Genomic DNA, 26,239 nt, shown 5'->3' with positions numbered 1-26,239 from the left:
CAACTCCTCTGATCGGAATATCGGTTTGATTTGATTTCGGGTCGAAGTCTGGCGTTTTTCGTTCTCGGTCACAAGGGGTGTTCGATCATCGTTCAACGTTGTTCAACTGCGTCGTTGGTGCAGTTGCACAGGGCCGTGTTCACGGCGTGGAAGCGGTTGTGGGACGGCTTCCGGTCGTCGATATTCGCTGTTAGTGTCCGATCTCGGCCGCCGCGGTCGACCGCGGCGGATCGACCGGAACGCCGTCGGCGCCGGCATATTCGGCAATTGCCAGCGGGGAGGAGACCGTCGTGAACGACCGCATACTGCAGATCATTGTTTCCGCGATCGACGAGCTGAACGAGGCGCGGGAGGAGAAGATCCCCACCGACAACGTCCTCGACCTGAGCCTCTACGGCGACGCCGGCGTCTTCGAGTCGATGCACCTGGTCGGCTTCCTCGCCCTGGTCGAGGAGAAGCTGGAGGACGAGTTCGACGTCGAGGTGGCGCTGGCCTCGGAGAAGGCGGTGTCCCGGCGCATCAGCCCGTTCAGCAGCGTCCGTCGGCTCATCGACTTCGCCGAGGAGGAGCTCCGGCTCGTCGTCGCGGCGTCGTAGCGGGTCGGGCGATGAAGGTCATGATCACCGGGACTCGGACGGGCATCGGCCGCGGGCTGGCCGAACACCTGTTGGCCGGCGGACACGAGGTCATCGGGTGCAGTCGCAAGCCGGGCGTCGTCGAGCACGAGCGCTACCACCACCATCAGGTCGACCTGACCGACGGCGGCCAGGTCAAGGCGCTGTTCCGCGCCCTGCGCGGCGCTCACGGCCATCTCGACGCCCTGGTCAACAACGCCGGCACGTCGGTGATGAACCATTTCATGCTGACGCCCGAGGAGACCACCCGGCGGCTGTTCGACCTGAACTTCTTCGCGGTGCTCAACTGCTGCCGCGAGGCGGTGAAGCTGCTGCGCCGATCCGAGCACCCCAGCCCGGCCATCCTCACGCTCTCCTCCGTCGCGGTGCCGTGGGCGCTCGACGGGCACCTCGCCTACTCGGCCAGCAAGGCCGCGGTCGAACAACTGGTGCGGGTGATGAGCAAGGAGCTGGCCGACCAGGGGATCCGGGTCAACGGCCTCGGTGTGCCGCCGGTGAGCACGGTGCTGACCCGCACGGTGCCGCGCGAGCGCATCGACGGGCTCGTCGCCCGGCAGGCGATCAACCGCCTGTGCACCACCGCCGACCTGGCCGGGCCGGTGGAGTTCCTGATCGGCGAGAAGTCGGCCTTCGTCACCGGCGAGACGATCTTCCTGGGAGGGGTGAACTGACGTGCGCGAGGCGTTCCTGGACCGGCTGACCGGCTTCGGCGAGCGGACGGCGCTGTGGGAGAACGACGTCGCCCACAGCTTCGCCGACCTGATGGCCCGGGTGCGAGCAGTGCGCGAGCAGCTCGACGCCGCAGGTGTCGAGCAGCACGATTCTGTTCTGCTACAAGGAGATTTCTCCGCCGACTCCATTGCCGCGCTGTTCGCGCTCTACCTCGGCCGCAACACCGTGGTGCCGCTGGTGAACGCGACACCGTCGGCCGTGGACACCGTGCGCGAGACCTGCGGCCCCCGGTTCACCGTGCGCACCGGCGACGGAGCTGCCGAGGTCAAGCCGCTGGAGGGCGGTGGTGAGCGAGCCGCGGCTTTCACCCGGCTCGTCGCGGACGACGCGGCCGGCCTGGTGCTGCTCAGCAGTGGCAGCACCGGCAAACCCAAAGCGATCCTGCACAACTTGGACGCGCTGGTGGCGCAGAAACTGGCCAAGCGTCCCCGTGGCGCACTGTCGCTGAACATGTTGATGGTGCTGATGTTCGACCACATCGGTGGTGTCAACTCGCTGCTGAGCGCGCTGCTGGCCGGCAGCACGGCGGTGCTGCCGGCCCGGCGAACGCCGGAGGAGATCTGCGAACTGGTGCAACGGCACAAGATCCGGGTGCTACCGGCCAGTCCGACGTTCCTCAACCTGATCCTGGTCGGCGGGCACCACGAGCGACACGACATGAGCAGCCTGCGGCTCATCACATACGGCACCGAGCCGATGTCCGACGAGCTGCTGGCCCGGGTCAACGGCGCTTTCCCCGGCGTGCGGCTGCTGCAGACGTTCGGCACCAGCGAGACCGGCATCGCCGCCACCGCCAGCGAGTCGTCCTCCAGCACCTACTTCCGGATCGCCGACGACAGCACCCGCTACCGCGTCGTCGACGGCCAACTGGAGCTCAAGAGCGACACCCAGTTCCTCGGCTACCTCAACCACGACTCGGACGCGATCACCGATGACGGCTGGTTCCGCACCGGAGACCTGGTCGAGGAGAACGGCGACGGCTACATCCGGATCCGCGGCCGGGCCACGGAGATGATCAACGTCGGTGGCGAGAAGCTGCTGCCGCTCGAGCTGGAGTCGATCCTGCTGACCAGCCCGCTGATCGAGGACTGCGTGGTCTACGGCCGGCCCAACGCCCTCACCGGGCAGGCGGTGTGCGTGGACGTCAAACCGGCCGGTGAGCTGAGCCGGGCGCAGGCGCGGGCGCATGTGCGCGAGTTCCTGACCGGCCGAGTGGAGCCGTTCAAGATCCCGTCGAAGATCGCCGTGGTCGACGCCATCGGCATGTCCGAACGGCTGAAGAAAACGCGGCTGCGCCCGCGGCCCGACCAGGACTGACCGCTGCCCGGGGCGGATCCCGGTGCGACACGAGGACAAACGTAGGGAGAGCGTGAGATGGCACGGTCGAAGGTGGCTGTCATCGGTGGTGGGCCCGCGGGCTGCGTGGCCGCGCTGACCCTGGACAAGCTCGGCCACGAGGTCGAGGTCTACGAGCGCGACACCTTCCCGCGCTACCGGGTCGGCGAATCGCTGCTGCCGGGCACGATGTCGATCCTCAACCGGCTGGGGCTGCAGGACCGGATCGACGCGGCGGACTTCGTCAAGAAGCCGTCGGCGACCTTCTTGTGGGGACAGGACCAGGCCCCGTGGACGTTCTCGTTCGCGGCGCCGCGGATCGCCCCGTGGGTGTTCGACCACGCGGTGCAGGTCAAACGGGAGGAGTTCGACCAGCTGCTGATGGACGAGGCCCGGTCCCGGGGCATCCCGGTGCACGAGGCCACCACCGTGACCGCGGTGGACCTGTCCGCGCCGGACCGGGTCACCCTTGCGCTGCGCCAAGGCGAGCGAACCTCGCAGGTCAGCGCCGACTACGTGATCGACGCGGGCGGCTCCGGCGGGCCGCTGTCCCGACAGCTCGGCGTGCGCCGCTACGACGAGTTCTACAAGAACTTCGCCATCTGGTCCTACTTCGCGCTGACCGACCCGTTCAAGGGCGACCTGCGCGGCACCACGTACTCGATCACCTTCGACGACGGCTGGGTGTGGCTGATCCCGGTCAAGGAGGGCCTCTACAGCGTCGGTCTCGTGATCGACCGGTCGCGGGCGGCCGAGGTGCGGGAGATGGGAGCGGACGCCTTCTACCGAGCCACCCTGCCGAAGGCCAGGCGGGCGATGGAGATCCTCGGCGACGCCGAGATGGTCGACCAGGTCCGCATCGTGCAGGACTGGTCCTACGACGCCGGCCATTTCTCCGCCGACCGCTACTTCCTCTGCGGCGACGCCGCGTGCTTCACCGACCCGTTGTTCTCCCAGGGCGTGCACCTGGCCTCGCAGTCGGCGGTCAGCGCCGCCGCGGCGATCGACCGGATGAGCGCGCACCAGGAGGAGGCCGACGCCGTGCACGCCTGGTACAACCGCTCCTACCGGGACGCTTATGAGGGCTACCACCAGTTCCTCGCCTCCTTCTACACGTTCGCCTCGTTCACCGAGCCGGAGTCGGAGTTCTGGCTCAAGCGCCGGATCACCGAGTCCGACGACCAGCGGCTGGCCCGCAAGCAGTGGTTCGACCGGTTGTCGGCCGGCGACGAGGACGGCGATCAGGCGGTGTCGGACTTCCACGACCGCGCGGCGACGATGATCCGGATCGGCCGCCACCAGCGTCAGGAGCTCAGTGACGAGTACTCGGAATCCGAGCTCGACGCCGCCCGCGTGCGGTGGATCGCCGAGCTCACCAAGCGGCTCAACAGCATCACCAGGTTGGTCTGGACCGGGAGCAAGGTGATGCTCAAGCCGCACTACAAGGTCGAGCCGTTGAGCCTGCGCCTGGCACCGGTGCACGTGCTGGCCGATGACGGCGACCGGGATCTCACCCAGTACGCCATGGACGAGGACGTCCGGCGGGTCTTCCAGGACATGGCCGAGGAGGGTTTCGGCTACCGGACGCTGGTCAAGCGCCTCGGCGCGGTCGGTCGGCAGGAGATCAGCGCGCAGCTGGTCACCCGGCTGATGGAAGCCGGCCTGCTCACCGGCTACAACGCCGACGGCGAGCCGGTCCGCATCCAGGGCCGACTGCACTTCGGCGGCGTCGGCGTCGAGTACGAGGTCTGATCCGCACCGCAGGCGCAGCGCCGGTGTCCGGCGGGAGGTGCATCCTCCCGCCGGACACCGGCGTGTGCTGTCACCGGCCGTGAGCTCGGAGAACGGGCTCGCGGTGACCCCCGGTAGTGGATAACCGCGGTCGAAACGGGGCCGATGCGTGACGAGGCGGGCACCGTAGGCCGCGCTTTTGGGTGTACACGCAGGTCATGGCCGGTTTGTGAAGGTTCATCCCGCGAGCGGGACAGGCCCGGATGCCGGCACATGCTGTGAACAACCTGGATTGACCCGGAAACCAACGATAAATTCATGGGATCACCGGTTGTGATCGGGTCGTCGCCGCGGGTTTCGCGACGATCGGGTGGCCGGGAGGTGTGGTGCCGGATCGTGACGAGCCGGTGCGGCTGGGGAGGGCCGATCGCAAGGGGGGATGCCGAACAACTGTGCAGCGAGACGACTCCGTGGGGCCGGCCGCCGCGGCCCTTCCCGACCGCAGGCGCCGTCGCCGGTGCCTGCCGACCGCCACACCCGGAGAGGATCCATGTCAGCAGAGCAATCCGCAGCCGATCATCGCCGCGCGCCCACGGTGGAGCTGGAGCTCTCGGCCCTGGTACTAGGTGACGGGCCACGGTCGCGCGCCGACCCCGACCACGTCCGAGTGCTCACCGAGTGCGACACCGTCCTACCGCCGATTCTGGTGCACCGGCACAGCATGCGCGTCGTTGACGGCGTGCACCGAGTGCTCGCCGCCCGTGCACGGGGCAGGACCACGATCACCGCCCAGTGGTTCGACGGCGACGAGCGCGACGCCTTCGTGCTCGCCGTCCAGCTCAACACCGTCCACGGGCTGCCGCTGACCCGTGACGACCGCAAGCGCGCCGCCGTCAAGATCTTGCACTCGCATCCCGACATGTCCGACCGTGCGATCGCCGTGTTGGCCGGGCTCAGCGGCAAGGTCGTCGCCGACCTGCGTCGGGAGCACACGGGCGGCGTCTCGGAGCCCAGGGTCGGCCGGGATGGTCGGGTGCGCCCGGCAAGCACGGCCGCCGGACGCGCTGTCGCCGCGCAGATCATCCGGGACGACCCGGGCGCCTCCCTCCGCGAGATCGCGCGTCGCGCTGGAATCTCCGTCGGAACCGCGCGGGATGTGCGCCGCCGGCTCGCCGAAGGCCGAGATCCTGTGCCCGGGGCCGATTCACAGCACGCCGTGCCGGGGCCGACCGGCTCCGACGTGAAGCAGGCCGACCACATGTCGGTGTTCAACGTGCTCTGCAACGACCCTTCGTTCCGCCTCAACGAGGTCGGCCGCCTCGTGCTCCAGCAACTGCACACCCAGCTCCGCCGGATCGAGGACTGGCGGGATCTCGCACCCGGCGTCCCACCGCACGGACGCGCCGCCGTCGCGGAGATCCTCTCCCGCTGCGCCGACGACCTGCTCCGCACCGCCGAAACCTTACGTACCTACGACGTGCCGGGTGTGCCCGTGCAGTCGTCCGGCAACTCGTCGCACGCCCCGGTCGGCCGGCTGCTGACCGCTGGGGCGGACCGGCGTCCGCACGTGCAACACCACTCCGTGGCGTACCGGAGGGTACCGCCGCGGGCGAGGTGACAAGAGCTGAACCGCAACGTCCTGGGGGCGCTAGCGTGCAGATGACCGCGGCGAACGGTCACCGACCGGATTCCGTTGTGTAGCCCGGAGTGCTCGGGTTGGAGTGGAACATGAGCAGTGCCGCAGGGGCTGAGCTCCTGCGGCGAATCCGCTCATCCCTGATCGAACCCGCGGGTCGGTCGGGCCCGGTGAGTTGCGAGATGTGGTTCTGGCTCAGATTCCGTGGAGCGGTCACGGACCGTCATGACAGCAGGACGCGCTTGCGGAGCAACCGGAATCCCGCGCGGCCGAACGTCTGGCGCTTCAGCATCTTGATCCGATTCACGTGGCCTTCGACAGCGCCAGAGTCCCAGGGCCGGGCGAGTCCTGCGGTCACCGCGGCCAGGTCGCGCTGGAGTCCGGTGGCGAAGTTGTGCAGCCGAGGCAGGTCGTCGGACTGGATGTCGATGAGCCACTGCGAAAGCACTCGCCTCGGCGATGGACGAGCATGTCCGCGAAGGAGCGGACGTGGCGGGTGAGGGCGCCGAGTTCTGGGCAGTGCGCGAGTACGGACTTGAGGACGAGACGGTGCTTTTCAGCGAGCCAGAACCACATCACACAGACAAGACCAACGGCGGTTTCCAGTTCGCGCTGAGCCTGGGCGGTGGCGTCAGAAAGGACGGCGGACCGGATCTTGTGGTCGACGCTGGGGGACGACCGGCCGAGCAGACGGTTACTGAACCCGCCGGTGTCGCCGTTCACGATGCTGGATAGCTGCGTGAGCTGGGATCGGCTCAGGCACGCGAGGATCGCTTTGTCGTGGGGACAAGCCGGGGTGTGATCGCAGTCGATCTCCACGGCCACACTCCTGGTCACAGTGGCTATCTCGTTGGCGATGAAGGGGAACAACTGTTGTTCTGGGGTGACACCGTGCACTGCCACACCGTTCAACTGCGCGCCCCGCACGTGACAATGGACATCGACAGTGATCGACCTGGTGCTCGCGCTGCCCGGCAGCACCTCTTGGGAGAGATCCAGACCCGAGGGTGGGCGGTTTGTGCCGCGCATCTTCCCTTCCCAGGTGTCGGACGCATTCGCTTCCGTGGCGGCGAGGCCCACTGGGTGCCAGTGCCGTACCAGCCACTGAGGTCCGCATGACCACTGACTCCTGTGCCGTGCCAGAGAGGCCTTGAAGGCGCGGTCACCGCAACCCGGCACCGGCTACGTTTCCAGACTGGGTTTCTCAGTGCCGCCCGTGACCGATGAGCGCTGGTGCTTCAGGCACTTCAACGGCATGACGGGGCGGCGGCGCCTTCTACTTCGCGGCCAACGACCCCTACCTGAGCATTCCGCCTCCCGACTGATTCTGCCCACCCTGGAAACACCATGGCTGATCAGGAGCATCGCCTGGTCGGTCATCGCCGTGCAGTTGTCCAGAGCGCTGACCGTCATCGACCGCAGCAGGATGCGGGCGATCGCCGTTGTTCTGGTCGCCGCACTGCACGTGTCGATAATCGTCGCCATGCGTCTGCCGAGCTTCGGACTGATCATGATAGCGTTCTCACTGGTCGCTTAGTACGACAACGACAGGTTGTAATCTAGGTCCGGACTCTGGTAGTTGATCTTGTTGTGTTGGCGGAGATGGTGGCGGACTGGTCGGCGAGCTTCGAGGCGTTTCTGGGCCGGTTCGCCGGCAGGTTCCCCCGAGTGGAGTCGCGGCGCCGGATGCGCTGGTATGTCAAGGGATTGCTCGCCGAGATCGAGCGGAAGAACGGGTGGACGCTGGCCGAGGCCGCCGGGGATGCGGGGCCGGAAGGCATGCAGCGGTTGCTGAACTTCTACGCGTGGGACACCGATGGCTTGCGTGACGACGTGCGTGCCGCGGTTGTGGAACGCATCGGTGACGGTGAGCAGGGGGTGCTCATCGTCGACGAGACCGGCTTTCTGAAGAAGGGTGCCCACTCCGCAGGAGTCGCACGGCAGTACTCGGGCACTGCCGGCCGGATCGAGAACTCGCAGATCGGGGTATTTCTGGCGTATGCCTCACCACGCGGTCGTGCGCTGATTGATCGGGAGTTGTATCTGCCCAAGGACTGGACCGATGATCGTGACCGGTGCCGGGCGGCTGGCATTGATGACGAGGTGGAGTTCGCGACCAAACAGGTGCTGGCCCGCCGGATGATCGAGCGTGCGCTCGCGACGGAGGTGCCGTTCGGATGGGTGACCGCCGACGAGTTGTACGGGCAGGACACGAAGTTCCGGCTGTGGTTGGAGACCGTGGACGTCCCGCATGTGGTGGCGGTGCCCAAGTCGGCGATGGTGGTGTCGATGCACTTGGCCAAGGTCCGGGTTGCGCGGATGATTGCGGACGTCGCGGACGCAGATTGGCAGCGGCTCAGCTGCGGGGACGGAGTTCGTGGCCCTCGGGTGTCGGACTGGACGGCGGTGGAGATCCGGCCGTTGCGCCGGCGGGGTTGGGGGCACTGGCTGCTGGCTCGGCGTTCGGTCAGCGATCCGACCGACATCGCCTACTACGTGTGTTTCGGGCCTGCCGATACCAGCTTGGCGGAGCTGGTTCGTGTCGCGGGCAGCCGCTGGGCGATCGAGGAGTGTTTCCAGACGGCGAAGAACGAGACCGGTCTGGATCACTACCAGGCGCGGGGTTACCAGGCGTGGTACCGGCACGTCACGCTGTCGATGACGGCGTTGGCGTTCCTGGTGATCACACGGCCAACCGTTGAAAAGGGGGCTCCGTTGCTGGCGATGGTCAGACCGTGATCCCGTTGTCGGTCAACGAGGTTCGCCGGTTATGGAACCGGGTCGTGGTCCGTTCCGCCCACACCGTCGATCACATCCTGCACTGGTCACGGTGGCGGTTGGTTAGCCAGGCCCGTGCCCGAGCTAGCCACCACCGGAGACAACATCACGACCTGTCGTTGTCGTATTAGAGGGTGTCTTACGTGGCGGCCTTGGCGAGCCTCTTGAAGCAAGTCAAGGCCGCCGCCAACGTCAGGAACGCGCAGAAGTGGTTCGCCTTGCGCTCGTACCGCATCGCGAGTCGGCGGTACCCGAACAACCAGGCGATCGTGCGTTCGATGACCCACCGGTGCCGACCCAGCCGCGCGCTGGACTCAGTGTCTTTGCGGGCGATCCGCACCGCGATCCCCTGCTCGCGTACCCACGCCCGTAACTCCTTGATGTCGTAGGCCTTGTCCGCGTGCAACTTCGCCGGCTTGCGCCGACGGGGACCACGCCGCGACTTCACTGCGGGGATCGCCCGCACCAACGGTTTGAGCCCGTAGGCGTCGTTGGTGTTGGCCGCCGACACCGCCACCGACAACGGCAGACCGGCCCGGTCGGACAGCGCGTGGATCTTCGAGCCCGGCTTGCCTCGATCGACCGGGCTCGGACCGGTCAACGATCCCCCTTTTTCGCCCGCACCGCCGCCGCGTCCACCACCACCCGCGACCAATCGATCAAGCCCTGGCCGCCCAACTCGTCCAAGACCGCCCGATGCACCCGTGGCCACAGGCCCGCTTTGGTCCACTCGGTGAACCTGCGGTGCGCGGTCGGCACTGTGACCCCGAACGACGGCGGTAGATGCCGCCAGGCGCAGCCGCTGGTCAACACGAACACGATCGCGGTGAACACCGCCCGGTCGTCCACCGGCGTCGTCCCACCGCCCTGCCGACGCGGCGTGAACTGTGGGACCAACGGCGCGACCAGTGCCCACAACTCGTCGGGCACCAGCCGCTGCGACAACGCATCCGTCACAACGTCTGATCATGGCAGCGGCCGAGCAAGATCCACGTGAGACGAGCTCTTACGGTGGAAATTTGCGGATATCGCCGCGGAACAACGAGACGATCATCGTCGTGGCGTCGCAAGCCGACATCAGGCCGTGCAACCTGGATCAGGCGGGTGAGGCCGCGCTGGCGGAGTACTACGAACTGGCGGTGGCGAGCGCGAAGATCGACCGCCCACACGAGCCGGCCACGAGCTACGAGGCGGTGATCGGCCGATTGCGCAGGCCCAGTTCCGATGCCGACACCGTCCGACACTGGTTCGCGTATCAGGCCGGCACGGTGATCGGGCACATGACGGTGATGCACGTCGACAGGGCATCGGCACCGACTTCCTGCGCACGCTTTTCCCGGTGTTGCGCGCCGAGGGGCGGACCACCGTCGAGGGATGGTGGGTCACGGGAGGCGGTGTCGGCGAGCGGTGGGCCCTCGCGCGCGGCTTTCAACTGACGGATGCGACCGTGAGCCTCTAGCGCTTCAAACGAGCGGGCGTTCGACCGTCTCAAGCAGTGGCGCGGACTGGGCACCCGCTACGACAAGTACGCCCTGACCTTCCTCGGCGGTCTCCTACTCGCCAGCACGATCATGATCTCCCGCACGGCTTCCCAGAACTAGGAGACGCTCCCCAGGTGCCGCCGGTGCGCACCGCGAAACAGTTCCGCTCGCGCGGGGACGACGCGGGAGAGTAGCCGGTTGCCTCGGTGGCCAGCGGAACAGCCCCGCCTGCGCGAGGACGACGCCCCCGCTTCCACTCTCCCGGGAAAAGGGGGCCGGAACAGCCCCGCCTGCGCGGGGACGACTACCGGTTGCTGACCAGTGGTTTTACGCGGCTCGTTCGTACTCGTTGATCAGGCCTTCGAGCACCTGCCGTGCCCGTTGAACGCTCCCGTCGCCGCAGGCTGGATCCATGGGCCGACTTCCGGAACCCCGAAGGTCCGGTTCTCCGTCGCCAATCGGGCGATCAGCACGATGATCTCGTCGCTGATCGGCGGCGGGCACGGTGGCTTCGGCTGGCGCCACATCTTGGCGACGTTGCTGTGGTGCCGCCACAGCAACGTGGGGGGCGACGATGCGGCAGACAAGCAGGGATTTCGGCAGGGATCGGCGATGACCGCTCGGTCGGCCAGGTGAGCCTGAAATGGAGGAAACCTCACATCACTGTCCTGGACGCCGAGGGCTGGTCGGCGGTCGCGGTGGACTGGATCGCCGCCAGGGTGGGCGTAGGCAAGCAGACATCTCCCAGTGGTGGCGCGGCAAGCGCGCTTCCCGTGAAAGTTTCAGTACCAGCACCTCCAGACCTGCCGGGATGTCATTGCCGGGCGCAGGAGTCGAACCCGCAAAGCAGGGCAACGAATCGCCGCCGTCCCCGGCGGGAAGGCGGCGCGTGACGCGGCCGGCGTGCCGCGCTACTGGCGCCTGATTCCCGTGGTAGAGCCAAGGCTCGGCCGGTCGCCTGCGACAGGACGCGGCGCCGCCAAGGGGAGCAGTAGGCCAAACGCCCTAAGGCGCAACGGCTTTCACGAGTCGATGCGGCAGGCGTTCTCCGATCGCAGCGGCGGCCGGCTCCTGCCGTCGACGGTCGCGGTCGACTTGACGGGTGCCGCATGTCCTCCAGCATCCTGTCGGCAATCCAAGTACGTCCGCGCACTGGATCGGGTGGAGGCGTCCGTGGTGGGTACTCGGCGATGGCGGAAGCGGCAACCGGTCACGGCTGTCGGCGTGACGGCGTCTCTCGTGACGATGATGGTCGCGGCTCCAGCAGCCACGGCAGCCGCGGCGGCGACCGCCGGGCCCGCGCTGTCGGTGGACGTGTCCGCCGCCCGCCACGCGATCAGCCCCGACATCTACGGCCTGAACGGCGGCGATCCGGCGTTCAGCGCCGAGATCGGCCAGCCGGTGGCGCGCTGGGGCGGCAACGCGGCCACCCGCTACAACTTCAAGAACCACACCTACAACACCGGCAGTGACTGGTACTTCGAGAACATCGTCGCCGACGACCAACACTCCGTCGAAGGGGTGGTCAAGTCCGACCTCGACCGCGGCATCAAGCCGGTCGTCACCGTGCCCCTGATCGGGTGGGTGGCCAAGGACTCGCCGTCGTCACACCCGTTCACCTGCGGCTTCCCGGCGACCCGGTTCCCGCAGCAGGACAAGTTCGACCAGTGGGACGCCAACTGCGGCAACGGCCAGCTCAACCAGCAGAACCTCACCGGCGTGCCCACCGACAGCTCGATCAGGGCGGACGCGGCGTTCGACGGCGAGATGGTGTCGCACCTGGTGGACCAGTTCGGCACGGCAGCACAGGGTGGCGTGCCGATCTACGAGCTCGACAACGAACCGGTGTTGTGGTCCAGCACGCATCGCGACGTGCACCCCGATCCGGTCTCCGACGACGAGTTGGGCAGCAAGGGCACCGCGGCCGCCGCGGCGATCAAGGCCGCCGACCCCAGCGCGGCGGTCCTCGGCCCGTCCGGCTGGGGATACTGCGAGTGGGTCGCCTCCGGGCTGGACGGCTGCGGGCCGGGCGCCGATGCGGCCGCGCACGGCGGGCTCAACCTTTCCCAGTGGTACCTCAAGAACATGAAGGACTACAGCGACGCCCACGGCGGCAAGCGCTACCTGGACTACTTCGACCAGCACTTCTACCCGCAGATCAGCGGCGACAAGGACCCTGCGACCAATGCGTTGCGGTTGCGGTCCGTCCGGTCCTTGTGGGATCCGACGTACGTCGAGGAGTCCTGGATCGGCCCCAGCGGGGTCAACGCGCCGCCGCTGCAGTTCATCCGCACGATGAAGTCGTGGATCGCCCAGTACTACCCCGGCACCAAGACCGCCATCACCGAGTACAACTGGGGCGCGCTGGACGACATCAACGGCGCGCTGGCCGAGGCGGACATCCTGGGCATCTTCGGACGTGAGGGCCTCGACCTCGCCACGATGTGGGGCGAGCCCAAGCCGACCGATCCGGGTGCGTACGCGTTCCGGATGTACCGCGACTACGACGGCGCGGGCAGCCGGTTCGGTGACGTCAGCGTGTCGGCGACCGCAGCCGACCAAGGCCAGCTGGCGGTGTACGCGGCGCAGCGCTCCTCCGACAAGGCGCTGACCGTCATGGTCGTCAACAAGACCGACGGCGACCTGACCTCGCCGCTGTCGGTGGCCGGGTTCGACAACGCCGCCGCTGCGCAGCGGTACACCTACAGCCCGGACAATCTGGGCGCCATCGTGCGCGGCGGCGATCTCCAGGTGAGCAACGGCCACGTCGACGCGACGTACCCGGCGAATTCGATCACGCTGTTGGTCCTGCCGGCGGCCGGGTGCTCGGCGAGCCTGCACGTCAACGGCGACTGGGGCACCGGACACGTGGCGACGGTGACCGTCACCAACGACCGCCGCACGGCGATGACCGGGTGGCAGGTCAGCTGGACGTGGCCCGGCAACCAGCAGGTCACCAACTCGTGGAACACCACTCTGAAGCAGAACGCCACCAGCGTGGTCGCCACAGACGCCGGGTGGAACGGCTCGATCGGTGTGGGTGGCAGCACCACCTTCGGGATCCAGGCCACCGGGGCGGCAGCATCACCGACGCTGACCTGTACCCCCACCTGAGCAAACCGGCGCGGCGGCGCCGGGCCGACATCGATCGGCCCGGCACCGCCGCGAACAGACGGCCGTGGACTACTTGACGTTGGACGCCGTCACGCGCCCGACGTCCACTTGTAGGTGGCGATGGCGTGGGCGCCCAGCGAGTCGCTGAACGCCTGGCCGTTCCAGCTCGTGGTGAACGACTGGGTCGAGCCGGACGTGTTGTAGACGATCAGCGAGATCGAGCCGTCGGGGTTCTTGAACGCCACGTCGTCGAGGTTGCCCGTGGTGGTCGAGGCGATGCGCCGGGCACCCGGGACGACGAACTTGCTGAAATGCCCGACCGAGTAGTAGGCGGCGTTGTAGGTCACGTTGCCGGTGCTCTGGTTGATCGTGATCAGCGGGGTGCAGGCGTTGCAGCCACCGGGGATCACCGGGCCGTTGTTCTGGTCCTGCGCGATGTTCCACATCGTCGCGGCCCGGGCCCAGTTGCGGCTGCTCTGAATGAAGGTCTCGATCGCGTTCTGGGGATCGATGCCGTCCGAGCACTCGGTCTCGTAGTTGTCCTTGCCGGGCACGTCAGCCTGCATGGTCGACAGGGCGCCGAGGTTGCCCGCGTAGCAGTGCCAGGAGGTGCCGGCCAGGTACTTGCCGGCGCCGGCGTCCTTGATCAGCGGCTCGGCGTAGTTGTACAGCTGGTCGGTGTTGAAGTCGGTGCCGAGCACCTTCGGCGACAGATTCGCCTGCGCCAGCGCCGGGCCGAGGTGGTTCGCGACGAAGTTCGCCTCGTTCGGCTCACTGAAGTTCATCCCGGGGTAGGCGGTGCCGTAGGTCGGCTCGTTCTGCGGGGTGATCGCGTAGATCGGCACGCCCTGCGCCGCGTAGCTCTGGATGAACTTCACGAAGTACTGCGCCAGCGGGCCGTAGCTGGTGGTGAGCAGCGTCGCGGCGTTGTTGAGGTTGTTCATCTGGCCGTTCGACTTCATCCACCCCGGCGGGCTCCACGGGTTGGCCATGAACTTGATGTTCGGGTTGAGCGCGGCGGCCTGCTTGAGGTCGGGAATGATGTAGCCGAGGTCGTGCGCGATGGAGAAGTTCGCCAGCGTCGGGTCCGGCCGCCGCCACTGCTGGTTGGTCTGACCGTTGCAGGTCCACAGTTGGACCAGGCTGCCGTTGGCGGTGCCCACACCGGCGACGTCCAGGCACAGACCGGACTGCACGCCGGTGATGGAGCCGTTGACGTTGAGCGTCCACTTCTGGTTGGCCTGGCCGTTGCAGGTCCACAGGATCACCTTGGTGCCGGGGCTGGTGCCCTGAGCGTTGGCGTCCAGACACTTGCCGGCGACCTGCAGTTCGCCGGCACTGGTGTAGGTGTACTGCTGGTTCGCGCTGCCGTTCGTGCAGTCCCAGATGTACTGCTGGACGCCGTTGGCCGGGTTGCCGGTGTCGTCCAGGCAGCGGCCGGAACCCACGCCGACCGTCGTGCCCGTGGAGGCCGACAGGTTGTCGTCGTAGGAGTACGGCTGCGCGGTGGCGGAGAAGTCGGACGCGCCCATGGGAATGCGGACCCAGCTGATGCCGATGCCCTGGCTCGGGCTGAACAACGCGTTCATCACGTTCGTGTGCGCGCTGCCGCTCAGCTTGTTGGACAACAGCCAGGCCGAGGTGTCCGTCATCGCCGCGCCGAATCCGTCCATGGTCTGGAACGTCTGCGCGTCATTGACGCTGATGGTTCCCGAACCGGACGACCCCGAGAAGCCGAGATCGGACTGTTGCGTCAGGTGCTGGCTCAGGTCCGAGGTCGTCAGCCACTTCTGCACGGCCTCGTTGGCGGCCGACGCGGGCGGCGCCGACACCGCCACCAGCGTCGAGATCCCGAGTACGCCGGCCAGGGCGCCGGCGACACGGGCGCGAAGACTTGCTCTGGGCATCTTCGTCAAGCCTTTCTGTTGCTTCCCACGGACTGCGCTGTGCCTGCATGAGCCGATCGGTTCGGCTGCCAGCGCGAGAGGGACATCAGTGGTTCCGTCGGGGTAACGTGATGAACCCGAACACGTCTGTCAAGAGCGTGGTGGGCTCGCCTCGGCGGGGTCGGCGCGGCGGAGATCCGGCGCGGGACAAACCGCTGATCAGGGGCGGTGACGTGGGTTGCGGGGCCGTGCTGGTCCGCCCGAACGGTGAGCGAGGACGGTCGGACTCGGCCGTAAGTTACATGCGAAACACGGGGAAGCCGGGAGGCGGCTGTCCCCAGTGGACATTCGGAGTCAGCGCCCAGGGCTGGATGGTTCCCTGTCCGCTCGCGCGAGCCGCGGCCGGGCCGTGACCTTCACGAGGTTGTGCGCGAGAACGGCGTGTCCGCGCCGGAAGGCCGTGCGTTCCCGGCCGTCGAGGCGGGTTCGGCCACGGAGTCGCGCATTCGGACCGGCATGGGCACGCGGTATGTCTCGCCCCGCGGTGGGGTTCCCTCACGGTTCCGGTCGATCTCGGCGAGGAGCACCTCAACGGCCTTGCGGCCGAGGTCGTAGTGGGGGAGCGCGACAGTGGTGAGTTTGGGGCGGATCCAGCTCGCGACCGGGTGGTCGTCGAACGAGATGACGGAGACGTCCGTGGGCACCTTGAGGCCGAAGTCGTCGAGCGCCTGGTAAGCGCCGACGGCGAGTCGGTCGTTGAGGCAGACCAGCGCGCGTGGCCCGGTGTGTTCCAGGAGTCGGCGGGTCGCTTCGTATCCGTACTCCGGTTGCCAGTCGGCGCAGACGTGGCCGCTGGCGATCTTCACCTTCGCCCTGGCGAGAACCTCGCTGATGCCGGTGAGCCGTTCGACACCGGCGAGGGTCTCGGGGGGCACGTCGCGGATCCGGGGGCCCGCGCCGATGACGTGGATGCCGTCGCGATGCCCCGCGTCCAGCAGCACTCGGGCGGCGCTGCGGCCCGCCTCGACCTCGTCCGGCACGACCGACGGGAGTGCCGACGCCCGCTTCGGCACCGCGTTGAGCAGCACGGCGGGACCGGCCGTCAACGCCGCCGGCACCTTGACGGCCCGGGTGAACATCGAGGCGAAGATGATGCCGTCGACCTGGCGGTCGTGCATGGCCTGCAGCAGGCCGCGCTCGAGATCCGGTTCCCCCTCCGTCTCGCCGATGAACAGCATCAGGCCCTGCTCGCGCGCGGCTTCGAGGGCTCCTTTGATCATGTCGCCGGCGAGGCGGGACGTGGCGACGGTGTCCGAGACGAAACCGATCGTCCTGCTCGTGCCGGTGCGCAGCCCGACGGACACGGCGTTGGGCCGGTACGCCAGCTCCCTGGCCGCCTCGACGACCCGCTGCTCGACGCTCTGCGAGATCCGCAGCTCACGAGCCCGCCCCGCGAGCACGAGCGACGCCGTGGTGCGCGAGACGCCGGCGTGCTCGGCGACCTCGGCGAGCGTGACCCGTCGTGGACTCAAGGCGACCCCCAGCGTGTTCCTTGACATCGGCTGGCCTGCAGCGTAACACTTCAGCCCTGCTAACTCGATTTAGCAAGGCGTCACGACGTCGATCTGTTCCGACGAGCACACCGAGGAGACGCAATGCCGCGTCACATCAGCCACCGCAGAAGCGCGATCGCGGTCGTCGTGCTGGCGGCGACGTTGGCGACCGCCTGCGGCGGGCCGGGAAGTGGCAGCGCACAGTCGACCGACACGGGCGCGGCCCTCACCGAGAAGCCGACCTGCGGCACGCAACCGGTCACGCTGAGCGCGTACTTCGAAACCGGCTTCCCGATGGCGAAGGCGCTCACCGACGAGTTCTCCAAGCAGTTCCCGAACGTCAAGTGGGACATCCGCGAGGACCAGTTCGCGGTGATCACCCAGAACGCGCCGCGGGTGCTGGCGGACGACCCGCCGGACCTGATGCGGCTCCCGCAGGTTTCCGAACTGGTGAAGGACAACCTGCTGAAGAACCTCGACGGGTACGCCGGAGTGTTCGGCTGGAACTCCTGGCCCGCGTCGCAGCTGGAGCAGCTGCGCATGAAGCCCGGCGGCGGCCCGCGCGGTGCGGGCTCGCTGTTCGCGATGGGACTGAACTTCAGCGTCACCGGCGTCTTCTACAACAAGACTCTCGCCGCGCGGATAGGGATGACCACCCCGCCGGCCACGCTCGCCGAGTTCGACGCCGCGCTGGCGAAGGCCAAGCAGGCGAACATCACCCCGATCGTCCAGTTCAACGGCGGGGCCACCGGCGGATTCGCGTTCCCGCTGCAGAACCTGATGGCGGCCTACGGCGAGCCGGGCCCGATCAACGACTGGATCTACCAGAAGCCGGGCGCCACCATCGACACCCCGTCCAACCAGAAGGCGGCACAACACCTTCAGGACTGGATCAGGGCGGGCTACTTCAGCCCGGACGCCAACGCCATGGACTACGCCAAGATGATGAGCGAGTTCCAGGCCGGCGACGGACTGTTCATGTTCAACGGCGACTGGGAGTCCGGAAACCTCGACAAGCAGATGGCCGGCAAGGTCGGGTTCTTCCCGCTGCCCACCGAACACGGCGGCAAGGTGGCCACGATGTCGGCGCCGCTCACGGTCGGCATCGCCGCCAAGGCGAAGCACGCCGACTGCGCCGCGGTCTTCCTGAACTGGGTCGCGACCAACACGGACGCCCGTCGCATCGCCGTGCAGGTCGGGGGCTCGCACCCGATGGGACCGGCCGACGCGCCGATGCCCCCGGTCGAGCAGGACACCGTCACCGCGGCGACGCTCGCCGCCGGCGCCCGGATCGCACAGGACAACGGCGCGATGGACTTCATCGCCAACGCCACCGGCGCGATCTACGCCAAGAGCTGGACCCCGCAGCTGCAGAAGCTGTTCGCGGGGCAGCAGACCCCGCAGGGGCTGCTGCAGTCGGTGCAGAGCGACTACAAGACCCAGGTCGGGAGCTGAGATGACCGGCGCGACGCTGACCCCGTCGACCGAACGGGCCGGGGTTCGGCCGGGGGCCGCGAAGGCCACCCGTCGGGCGCCGCGACGCGGTCAGCGGTGGATCGCCTGGCTGTTCGCCGCCCCGGCGATCGCGGCCTACGCGCTGTTCGTGCTGGCGCCGATGGTCCGGACGGTGCAGTACTCGTTCTACCAGTGGGACGGCATCGGCCCGTCACCATGGGTCGGGTTCGGCAACTACGTGCGGGTGTTCACCGACCCGGAGCTGTCCGGCACGATCGTGCACGCGTTCGAGCTGATCGTGTTCTTCAGCGGGATCCCGGTGCTGCTGGGCCTGGCGATCGCGGCCACCATCCGGCGCATCGCCACCAGCCGGCTCGCCGCCGTCGCCCGGGCGGTGTTGTTCATCCCGCAGGTGATCCCGCTCGTCGCCGCCGGTATCGCGTGGAGCTGGCTGCTGTCCTCGGACGGTCTGGTCAACCAGCTGCTGTCCGCGATCGGGCTCAAGGGCGTGACCCGGGCGTGGCTGGGTGACCTCGGCACCGCCCTGCCGTCGGTCGGCGTGATCGGCGCCTGGGTGCTGCTGGGCCTGTGCACGCTGCTGCTGCTGTCCGGCATGAGCAAGATCGACCCGGCGCTGTACGAGGCCGCGCGGCTGGACGGCGCCGGGCCGTTGCGGGAGTTCTTCTCGATCACCCTGCCGAACCTGCGCCAGGAGATCGGCGTCTGCGTCACGGTCACGGTCATCGCGGCCCTGGCCAGCTTCGACATCATCTACATCGCCACCCAGGGCGGACCCGGCAACACGACGATGGTCCCGGGGCTGGAGATCTACTACCGGGCCTTCGTCGAACGCCAGGTCGGCGTGGCCTCCGCGCTCGCGGTGGTGCTGGTTGTCCTGGTGCTCGTGTGTGTGCTCCCGATCCAGCGGCTCACCAGGGAGGAATCGTGATCGTCCAGCGTCGCGAGGCGTGGACCGGGCGAGTGTTCCTCGTCCTGCTGATGGTGGCGACGATCGTGCCGTTCGTGAGCCTGTTCGTCACCGCGCTGCACCAGTCCGGCACGTACCCGGCCGGCCTGGAGTGGCCGAGCAAGCCCCACTGGGAGAACTTCCTGACCGCCTTCACGGCCGCGCACATGGGCGAACTGCTCGGCTCGAGCGTGCTCATCGTGCTCGGCGTCGTGCCCGTCTCGCTGCTGTTGGCCACGATGGCCGGCTTCGCCGTCGGCCACCTGAAGATGGCGGGCCGCCGCCCGGTGTTCCTGATGTTCGTGCTCGGCCTGACGCTGCCGTACGAAAGCATCATCACGCCGCTGTACTACCAGATCCGGGACATGGGCCTGCTCAACACCAGATGGGCGATCATCCTGCCGCTCATCGGGCTGTTCATGCCCTTCGGCGTGTTCTGGATGCGCGCCCACTTCGTCACCATGCCCGGCGACGTCTCCGAGGCCGCCCAGATCGACGGCGCCAACACCTGGCAGCAGTTCTGGCGCATCCACGTGCCGCTGGCCATGCCGGCGATCTCGTCCCTGGCGATCCTGCTGTTCCTGTGGACCTGGAACCAGTTCCTCCTGGCGATCGTCCTCGTCGACGACCCGACACAACGGACCATGGCCGGTGCGCTGGGCGCCTTCCAGGGTCAGTGGGGGACCGACATCCCGCTGCTGTGCGCCGGATCGCTGCTCGTGCTGACACCGACCTACGTCATCTTCCTGATCTTCCAGCGCCGGTTCGTCTCCGCCCTGCTGCAGGGCTCGCTGAAGGGCTGATCCACTGACCGAGATCCGAACCGCCCGATGGACCCATGACCATCTCGCCCGGCTCGCCGAGGACCCGGCGACCACCGCTCCGGCCATCGGCCACGAACCACGTGTGCTGCCGCACCACGACGTCTGGGACTCGTGGCCGGTGCAGGAGGAGGACGGCTCGACCACTGTCGTGCACGGCGCCGAGCTGTGGATGGCACTGGCCGCACCCGCCGTCGGTCATCCCGAGGAACGCCATGACCGCGCCCGCATCCGGTTGCTGGCGAGGACCGGCGAGCGGTGGCGCGACCTCGGCGACGTGTTCGCCGACGGCACGTCCCCGGGCAGCCGCGAATGGTCAGGGTCCGCGGTCCGCCGACCCGACGGCACCGTGTCGATCTTCTACACCGCGGCCGGTGTGCGTGGCGAGGCCCACCCGACGTTTCACCAACGGGTCGTCGAGGCTCGGGCCCGGCTCACCTCGGTTGGCGAGGCCGTCCAGCTCGAACGACACGTCGAGCACCGCGTTGTGCTCCGCGGGGAGGGCCAGTACCTGCCGGCCGACGAGGTCGAAGGAGGCCCGGGACGCATCAGGGCCTTCCGCGATCCCGGCTGGTTCCGCGACCCCCTGGATGGACGCGAGTACCTCCTCGTCGCGGCCTCCGTGCCGTGGCACGGCCACTTCACGGGTGCGGTCGCGGTCGCCGGCGCGGCCACGGGACGCTGGGCTCTGCTGCCACCTCTCCTGGTCTCCGAGGGCGTCAACCACGAGATCGAACGGCCGCACATCGTCGTCCACCAGGGCCGGTACTACCTGTTCTTCTGCACCAGCCGCCAGGCCTTCCATCCGGCGGGCAGCGCTCCGACGGGGCTCTACGGCTTCGTCGCGCCCGCGCTGACCGGGCCCTACGAGCCGCTCAACGGCTCCGGCCTGGTGATCCGGAATCCACCCGCCCAGCCCGACCAGGCCTATGCCTGGCTCGTGCTCCCCGACATGAGCGTCGAGAGCTTCGTGAACTATCCGTCCACCGGCGGCGGAGATCCCCGCCGGGCCGAATCCGGGACCGCGCGAGCCCGTTTTGGTGGTACGGCCGCCCCCACGCTGCACCTCGCGCTGCACGATGCCGCCACTGCACTGCTCGGCACGTCTGCCCGCGACGAACGCGCAAGGCGCTGTTAGCCTTCTCGACCTCGAAGGAGCTACGCGGGACCGCCGGGCGCACCCGACCCGGTCAGCCGCGGACGTGTAGCCGGAAACCCGTGTGGCCCAAGGGTTCCAGTCCCTCCTTGAGGTGCAGCGACGGGATCTCGTAGTCGCCGAAGTTCTGCCGGCGGAACGGGATCGGCTCGGTCGACTCCAGGGTGAGCAGACGCTGCTCCCAGGCCTTGGCGGCGTCCGCGTACTCTTCGGCGGTCATCTTGTCGGCGCCGTACAGCACGAACGGTGGCAGCACCTCAAGGCCGGGGTAGTACAGGATCCCGTGGTGGATCGGGAACAGCAGATCGTCGATGGGGCCATTGATCCCGCGGGCGGCGTAATGCGACTCCGGGCCGCCGGTGGTCACCGACAGGAGCGCCTTGCGGCCCGCCAGCGTGCCTTCGCCGAAGCGCTCGCCGTATTTGGTGGCGCTGTGCTCGCCGACGCCGTAGGCGAAGCGGTAGGTGAACACCCTGTCCACCCAGCCCTTGAGGATCGCCGGCATCGTGTACCACCACAGCGGGAACTGGAAGATGACGGTGTCGGCCCACAGCAGCTTTTCCTGCTCGGCCAGGACATCCGCGGTCAACGTCCCGGCGTCGAAGGCCCGCCCCGAGTTCCGGACGACGTCCAGCGGAGTCGAGGCGTGAGGGCCGAAGTCCGCGGCGTCGACGACCGCCTTCCAGTTCATCGCGTACAGATCACTCACTCGCACGTCGTGCCCTGCGGACTCCAATGTGGACACCGCGAGGTCCTTCAGCGAGCCGTTGAGCGACATCGGCTCCGGGTGGGCGTAGACGATCAGCGTCTTCATGGTCACTCCTTCGGATCGGACGCTGTCGATCCTGGCCGCGGCGACGCCCGGCGTTCAGGGACGGGACTTCCTGGTAACGGCAGGACCACCCTCGCGCTCACCGCCGGGGCCATACTGGGGGAGTGGACGATCTTGCGGGCTTCCTGCGGACCCGGCGTTCCCGGGTCGACCCGGCGGCCGTCGGCATTCCCGTCGACCGGCGCCGCCGGGTCGAGGGGCTGCGCCGCGAGGAGGTCGCGCACCTGTCCGGGGTCAGCGTCGACTACTACGTCCGCCTGGAGCAGGGCCGTGCGACGCAGCCCTCCGAGCAGGTCCTCGACGCGCTGGCCCGGGTGCTCGGCCTCGACGAGACCGAACGCGAGCACCTCTGCCGGCTCGCCCGACAGCGTCAACGCCGAGCCAAGGCGCCGGGCGGGCGGATCCGGTCCGAGCTGCTGCGCGTGCTCGACCTGGTCGTCGACGCGCCCGCGCTGATCATGGACCACCGGCTGGACGTGCTGGCCGGGAACCGCCTGGCCCGGCTCCTCTACGGGCGATCGATACCGGGCCTGAACACCGCCCGGCACCTGTTCCTGGAGGAGGCCGAGCGCGGCCTGTACGCGGAGTGGGAGCACTGCACGCTCGACGTGGTCGGGCATCTGCGCCTGGCCGCCGGCAAGTACCCCGATGATCCCCGCCTGGCCTCGCTCATCGGCGAACTGGCCATGGGCAGCGAGCGTTTCCGCCGCCTCTGGGCCCGCGCGGACGTGCGCACCCGCACCCATGGCCGCAAGACGTACCGGCACCCGCTGGTCGGAATGCTGGAACTGCACCAGGAGAACTTCGTGCTGCCGGACGAGTCGGGGATGGAGCTGCTGGTGCTGTCCGCGGCTCCTGGTAGCCCCGCCGAGGACGGCCTACGCCTGCTCGCCGGCCTCGGCGCGGACACCGGTGACGCGCATCCCGTGGCGGACGCCCGGGTCCGCGACTGACGCCAGCGCGGCTGGCCACGTGTGGGGACATGGCCGGCCGGGCCGCTCGCCGGCGCGGGCTGACCGGGAGCGCGGCACACTGGTGCGGTGACGGCGAGGCTTCCGCTGCGGTTGATCGAGGTTCCGTACGACTCCGGCCACCGGGACGCGCGGATGGGGTCCGGCCCGCTGGCGCTGGCGCGAGCCGGTGCCGCCGCGCGGCTACGCGAGCGTGGCCACACCGTGCGGGAGCGTGTGGTGGAGGCAGCTTCGCGGTGGCGGTCGGAGACCACCACCGCGTTCGAGCTGCAGCGGGCGGTCGCCGCCGAGGCCGTCGCGGCACGCGCGGCTGGCCAGTTCCCGTTGCTGCTGGCGGGAAACTGCAACTCCACCGTGGGCATGCTCGCCGGCGGCGGCCTGGTGTGGTTCGACGCGCACGGCGACTTCAACACGCCGGAGACCTCGCCGACCGGCTTTCTCGACGGGCAGGCACTGGCGATGGCGGTCGGCCGTTGCTGGACGGCCGCGGTGCCCGAGGTCGTGCCCGTCGCTGAGCGGAACGTGGTGCTGGTGGGCGCGCGGAGTCTCGATCCCGCCGAGGAATCGGCGCTACGAGGCTCGGATGTCGCCTGGTTGCCGCCCGACCAGGCCCGCGACGTGGGCCGCCTGTCGACGGTGCTGACGGAACTCGCCGCCCGCGTCGACGCCGTCCACGTGCACATCGACCTCGACGTGTACGACCCCTCGCTGGCGCCCGCGAATTCGTTCGCCGCGCCCGGTGGCCTGCTGGCCGACGACGTCCGTCGCATCCTCGTCGGCATCGCCGAGCGGACCCGCATCACCTCGGCGACGCTGGCCAGCTACGACCCGCGTTGTGACCGCGGCTCTCGGATCCGCGACACCGCACTGGACGTGCTGGTGCTTCTCGCCGAACTGGGCACCTGACGCCGGCGGCCGGGGTAGTGGGACGGCCGGCCCGGGACCGGCGGTCCCGGGCCTTCTCGTCACGGGTGGGCTATTTGGATCCGACGCCGCTCATGATGGCGTCGATGATGCCCTGGTGGGTCACCGTAGAGGAACGTCGGTCGAACAGTCCGAACCCGTACTGCCCGTTCGCGCCGTTGTCCCAGTACACGGTGGCTGCTCCGTACTTCTTGGCGGTGGCCACGACGGCCCGCGCGAAGTCGGCACGATACCTGTTGTTGGACGAATCGAACGACGACTTGTCGATCGCTCCGTACTCTCCGACGACCACCGGATATCCCTTCACGACGAAGGTGTCGTGCATCGTCTTCAACTCTGAATCCAGGTAGTCCTCCTGCCCCCAGGTGGACTTTTTCGACGGATTGGTCGCCGCTCGGCCCCACTGGGTGATGGCGCCGCTCTCCTCCCCGGCGAAGTCCCACGGGCTGTAGTAGTGAACGGAGATCATGATCCTCTGTTCACCGGCCGGAACGGAGGGGGATCGATACCTGTCGGTCGGAAGCGTGAAGCCGTAGTTCCCCGCGGTGTAATCGATGTTCGTGTTCCAGCCGGCAATGAGCAACCACCGTGAAGCGTTGTTTCCGCCGGCCTTCCTTACGGTGTCCACGAAGATCTGGTTGTAACTGTTGATGTTCGAGTAGCACGGCTGGGTCGGGCGGCCGTACTGTCCGTCGAACTCCTCGTTCATGGACTCCAGGATCAGGTGCTGGTCGTAGTTCTGGAACTTCGACGCGATCTGCTGCCAGGCTTTCTGGTACCTGGCCTTGATCGTCGCCTGCGAGGACGAGTCGCAGATCAGCCAGGACCCGTTGACGGTCTTGTAGCCGTCGCCATGCATGTTGATCAGCACGTACAGGCCGCGGTTGTAGGCGTAGTTGACGACCTGCTGAATTCTGTTCAGCCACGAGGAACTGATCGTGTAGTCCGGGCCTGGCCCTATGTCCCTCAAGTAGGAGACCGGGATCCGGATCGTCCTGAATCCGGCCGCCTTCACCTTGTCGATGAGGGCTTGTGTCACGGTCGGTTGGCCCCATGCCGTTTCGCTGGGATACCCGTTGGCGTTGGCTTCCAGCTGGTTCCCGAGATTCCAGCCCGCACCCATGTCGGCAACGATCTGCGAGGCGCTCGACTGCGCCGTGGCCGTGGCCGGTGTCTGACTCGCCAAGCCGCACACGGATGCGGCGGCCGCCACCATGGCGGCAAGGAAAACGACCCTGGTCTTCCCTGCTCTTGAAGCCATAGGTATCCCCTCCCGTGGTTGTGGGAACATGAGGTGTCGGCCACCGCATGATCTTCGGTGATGGAATCGCAGGCCCAAGATCGTTTCAAGCGTTGTGTGCGAGTCCATGTGAACGTGCACGGCGGGCCACCCGAAACGGATCCATTGCGATGGCGGCCGGTCGTCGGGACTGTGAAACTTTCATATCGCCCGTCCTGGCGAGCCTCTGACGGTCAACGGCCTCGCGTGGGTCCGCCGCCGTCTCCTCTGGAGAGAGTGCGGTCGAGTAAGAGGCCACTGTCGCGGCCCCTGGCACCGCGGCCCTCGGCGGTGGTAAAGAGACGGGTCCGGTGGATGTGCCGCCTCCGGGCATGAGCGCGCCAATGGCGCGAATGCGCCACAATTGGCCCCGTCGTCGTTCTGTCAACGCCTGTTAGTTTCGTATTTTCTTGAAATTTGCGCATTCTTATGGGAGAGGCGATGACGACAGTGGAAGCAAAGGGGGCGCGCTCCTCGGGCAAGGGACGGGAAACCGGAGCCGCCGGTCACGAAGTGGAAATTCACGCCCAGGAGAGCGGTAGCGGGTACGCGGGGACGCTGACCCTTCCGTTCGCCACCGTGCAGTGGCGGCTGCCCGAGTTCTCCATGCCGATCGGCCGCCAGGAGATGGAGGCCGCGGTGCACAAGGTGCGCGAGGCCCTGCCGCCGCCCACCCAGTTGGCGTACTACGCCGGGCTCGGGGTGCTCGCGGTGTTCGAGATCGTCGAATGGCCGGTGGTCGTGGTGTCGGCGGCCGGGATGATCGTGCTGCAACGGACCATCCGGCGCCAGGTCGAGCAGGCGAAGGAGTCGGACGCCATGGTCGGGAAGGAACCCGACGCCATGGCGGCCGAGCACGGGAAAAAGCCGGGCACGGTGGTCGAGCACGGGAAAGAGCCGGACGCCACAGTGTCGGAAAAGCCGGCGAAGCCAGGAAAGCCATCGGAATAGCC

General features: G+C 68.1%; 24 protein-coding genes and 1 pseudogene. 18 read left to right on the top strand and 7 right to left on the bottom strand.

Features of this window, described 5'->3' with window-relative positions:
- Window positions 1-290 precede the first annotated feature (290 nt).
- The 5 genes from BJ998_RS05400 to BJ998_RS05380 all read left to right on the top strand — a co-directional run bounded on the left by BJ998_RS05400 (window position 291) and on the right by BJ998_RS05380 (window position 6,051).
- Window positions 291-596 carry a hypothetical protein gene (locus BJ998_RS05400; protein ID WP_184859033.1) on the top strand — a complete coding sequence of 102 codons (306 nt, stop codon included), beginning with the start codon at window positions 291-293 and terminating at the stop codon, window positions 594-596.
- A 20-nt stretch (window positions 597-616) separates the two neighbouring features.
- Window positions 617-1,306, top strand: a complete 690-nt coding sequence (locus tag BJ998_RS05395; protein WP_221337885.1) for an SDR family NAD(P)-dependent oxidoreductase — start codon at window positions 617-619, stop codon at window positions 1,304-1,306.
- Window position 1,307: 1 nt separating this feature from the next.
- The gene (locus BJ998_RS05390; RefSeq protein ID WP_184859029.1) at window positions 1,308-2,684 is read left to right on the top strand and encodes a long-chain fatty acid--CoA ligase; all 1,377 of its coding nucleotides are present in this window, start codon (window positions 1,308-1,310) and stop codon (window positions 2,682-2,684) included.
- Between the two features lie 57 nt (window positions 2,685-2,741).
- On the top strand, window positions 2,742-4,454 hold the full coding sequence (gene cmlS, locus BJ998_RS05385) for a chloramphenicol-biosynthetic FADH2-dependent halogenase CmlS (RefSeq protein ID WP_184859027.1): 1,713 nt from the start codon (window positions 2,742-2,744) through the stop codon (window positions 4,452-4,454).
- A 529-nt stretch (window positions 4,455-4,983) separates the two neighbouring features.
- On the top strand, window positions 4,984-6,051 hold the full coding sequence (locus tag BJ998_RS05380; protein WP_184859025.1) for a ParB/RepB/Spo0J family partition protein: 1,068 nt from the start codon (window positions 4,984-4,986) through the stop codon (window positions 6,049-6,051).
- A 241-nt stretch (window positions 6,052-6,292) separates the two neighbouring features.
- Here the strand turns inward: BJ998_RS05380 and BJ998_RS05375 are convergent, their stop codons facing one another.
- Both BJ998_RS05375 and BJ998_RS49035 read right to left on the bottom strand, forming a co-directional pair.
- A complete protein-coding gene (locus BJ998_RS05375) occupies window positions 6,293-6,517 on the bottom strand; it encodes a transposase (RefSeq protein ID WP_184859022.1) in 225 nt (74 codons plus the stop codon).
- The gene (locus BJ998_RS49035; protein ID WP_184869222.1) at window positions 6,424-7,149 is read right to left on the bottom strand and encodes a hypothetical protein; all 726 of its coding nucleotides are present in this window, start codon (window positions 7,147-7,149) and stop codon (window positions 6,424-6,426) included. Before BJ998_RS49035 ends, BJ998_RS05375 begins: the two co-directional genes overlap by 94 nt.
- A 136-nt stretch (window positions 7,150-7,285) precedes the next feature.
- On the opposite strand from BJ998_RS49035, the gene BJ998_RS05365 reads away from it, so the two are divergent.
- Together BJ998_RS05365 and BJ998_RS05360 are read left to right on the top strand one after the other, a co-directional pair.
- Window positions 7,286-7,606 carry an HTTM domain-containing protein gene (locus BJ998_RS05365; RefSeq protein ID WP_184859020.1) on the top strand — a complete coding sequence of 107 codons (321 nt, stop codon included), beginning with the start codon at window positions 7,286-7,288 and terminating at the stop codon, window positions 7,604-7,606.
- Window positions 7,607-7,671: 65 nt separating this feature from the next.
- Window positions 7,672-8,808, top strand: coding sequence for an IS701 family transposase (locus tag BJ998_RS05360; RefSeq protein WP_425558910.1), 1,137 nt, complete (start codon window positions 7,672-7,674; stop codon window positions 8,806-8,808).
- 178 nt (window positions 8,809-8,986) lie between these two features.
- Here BJ998_RS05360 and BJ998_RS05355 read toward each other — a convergent pair.
- A protein-coding gene (locus BJ998_RS05355) for an IS5 family transposase (protein WP_184857770.1) occupies window positions 8,987-9,804 on the bottom strand; the annotation gives its coding sequence in 2 pieces (ribosomal slippage) (window positions 8,987-9,462 and window positions 9,462-9,804; 819 coding nt in all).
- Window positions 9,805-9,815: 11 nt separating this feature from the next.
- Here BJ998_RS05355 and BJ998_RS05350 point away from each other — a divergent pair.
- The 4 genes and pseudogenes from BJ998_RS05350 to BJ998_RS05340 all read left to right on the top strand — a co-directional run bounded on the left by BJ998_RS05350 (window position 9,816) and on the right by BJ998_RS05340 (window position 13,442).
- The gene (locus BJ998_RS05350; protein ID WP_184859018.1) at window positions 9,816-10,283 is read left to right on the top strand and encodes a hypothetical protein; all 468 of its coding nucleotides are present in this window, start codon (window positions 9,816-9,818) and stop codon (window positions 10,281-10,283) included.
- Between the two features lie 33 nt (window positions 10,284-10,316).
- Window positions 10,317-10,453 (top strand): annotated as a pseudogene (locus BJ998_RS47090) (IS5-like element ISMt1 family transposase); the annotation flags it as partial.
- A 196-nt stretch (window positions 10,454-10,649) separates the two neighbouring features.
- Complete coding sequence (locus BJ998_RS05345) at window positions 10,650-10,964, top strand: hypothetical protein (protein ID WP_184859016.1); 315 nt, start codon at window positions 10,650-10,652, stop codon at window positions 10,962-10,964.
- A gap of 588 nt (window positions 10,965-11,552) precedes the next feature.
- Entirely contained in the window at window positions 11,553-13,442 is a 1,890-nt protein-coding gene (locus BJ998_RS05340; RefSeq protein ID WP_312889942.1) for a glycoside hydrolase family 44 protein, read from the top strand.
- Window positions 13,443-13,531: 89 nt separating this feature from the next.
- Here BJ998_RS05340 and BJ998_RS05335 read toward each other — a convergent pair whose 3' ends face one another.
- Window positions 13,532-15,349 carry a ricin-type beta-trefoil lectin domain protein gene (locus BJ998_RS05335; RefSeq protein WP_184859014.1) on the bottom strand — a complete coding sequence of 606 codons (1,818 nt, stop codon included), beginning with the start codon at window positions 15,347-15,349 and terminating at the stop codon, window positions 13,532-13,534.
- A gap of 395 nt (window positions 15,350-15,744) precedes the next feature.
- A complete protein-coding gene (locus BJ998_RS05330; RefSeq protein ID WP_221337884.1) occupies window positions 15,745-16,887 on the bottom strand; it encodes a LacI family DNA-binding transcriptional regulator in 1,143 nt (380 codons plus the stop codon).
- A gap of 96 nt (window positions 16,888-16,983) precedes the next feature.
- On the opposite strand from BJ998_RS05330, the gene BJ998_RS05325 reads away from it, so the two are divergent.
- The 4 genes from BJ998_RS05325 to BJ998_RS05310 are packed head-to-tail and all read left to right on the top strand — an operon-like array spanning window position 16,984 to window position 21,262.
- Window positions 16,984-18,336, top strand: a complete 1,353-nt coding sequence (locus tag BJ998_RS05325) for an ABC transporter substrate-binding protein (protein WP_184859012.1) — start codon at window positions 16,984-16,986, stop codon at window positions 18,334-18,336.
- Between the two features lies 1 nt (window position 18,337).
- Complete coding sequence (locus tag BJ998_RS05320; RefSeq protein ID WP_184859010.1) at window positions 18,338-19,285, top strand: carbohydrate ABC transporter permease; 948 nt, start codon at window positions 18,338-18,340, stop codon at window positions 19,283-19,285.
- Window positions 19,282-20,106, top strand: a complete 825-nt coding sequence (locus BJ998_RS05315; protein ID WP_184859009.1) for a carbohydrate ABC transporter permease — start codon at window positions 19,282-19,284, stop codon at window positions 20,104-20,106. The genes BJ998_RS05320 and BJ998_RS05315 overlap by 4 nt, the downstream gene beginning before the upstream one ends.
- Window positions 20,107-20,110: 4 nt before the next feature.
- Window positions 20,111-21,262 carry a glycoside hydrolase family 68 protein gene (locus BJ998_RS05310; RefSeq protein WP_281393116.1) on the top strand — a complete coding sequence of 384 codons (1,152 nt, stop codon included), beginning with the start codon at window positions 20,111-20,113 and terminating at the stop codon, window positions 21,260-21,262.
- Window positions 21,263-21,314: 52 nt separating this feature from the next.
- On the opposite strand, the gene BJ998_RS05305 is transcribed toward BJ998_RS05310, so the two are convergent.
- Window positions 21,315-22,094, bottom strand: coding sequence for an NAD(P)H-dependent oxidoreductase (locus tag BJ998_RS05305; protein WP_184859007.1), 780 nt, complete (start codon window positions 22,092-22,094; stop codon window positions 21,315-21,317).
- A 122-nt stretch (window positions 22,095-22,216) separates the two neighbouring features.
- Between BJ998_RS05305 and BJ998_RS49030 the strand changes: the two genes are divergently transcribed.
- On the top strand, window positions 22,217-23,065 hold the full coding sequence (locus BJ998_RS49030) for a helix-turn-helix transcriptional regulator (RefSeq protein ID WP_184859005.1): 849 nt from the start codon (window positions 22,217-22,219) through the stop codon (window positions 23,063-23,065).
- Window positions 23,066-23,152: 87 nt separating this feature from the next.
- Window positions 23,153-23,989: an arginase family protein gene (locus tag BJ998_RS05295; RefSeq protein ID WP_184859003.1), complete on the top strand. Its 837-nt coding sequence runs from the start codon at window positions 23,153-23,155 to the stop codon at window positions 23,987-23,989.
- A gap of 70 nt (window positions 23,990-24,059) precedes the next feature.
- Here BJ998_RS05295 and BJ998_RS05290 read toward each other — a convergent pair whose 3' ends face one another.
- Window positions 24,060-25,223: a glycoside hydrolase family 5 protein gene (locus tag BJ998_RS05290; RefSeq protein WP_246488525.1), complete on the bottom strand. Its 1,164-nt coding sequence runs from the start codon at window positions 25,221-25,223 to the stop codon at window positions 24,060-24,062.
- 504 nt (window positions 25,224-25,727) lie between these two features.
- Between BJ998_RS05290 and BJ998_RS05285 the strand changes: the two genes are divergently transcribed.
- The gene (locus BJ998_RS05285) at window positions 25,728-26,237 is read left to right on the top strand and encodes a hypothetical protein (protein WP_184859001.1); all 510 of its coding nucleotides are present in this window, start codon (window positions 25,728-25,730) and stop codon (window positions 26,235-26,237) included.
- Window positions 26,238-26,239 lie beyond the last annotated feature (2 nt).

This window comes from Kutzneria kofuensis, assembly GCF_014203355.1.
In the GTDB taxonomy this organism is placed as follows: domain Bacteria; phylum Actinomycetota; class Actinomycetes; order Mycobacteriales; family Pseudonocardiaceae; genus Kutzneria; species Kutzneria kofuensis.
Note: the sequence above shows the minus strand (reverse complement) of the source record. Positions and strands in the feature narration are given on the sequence as shown.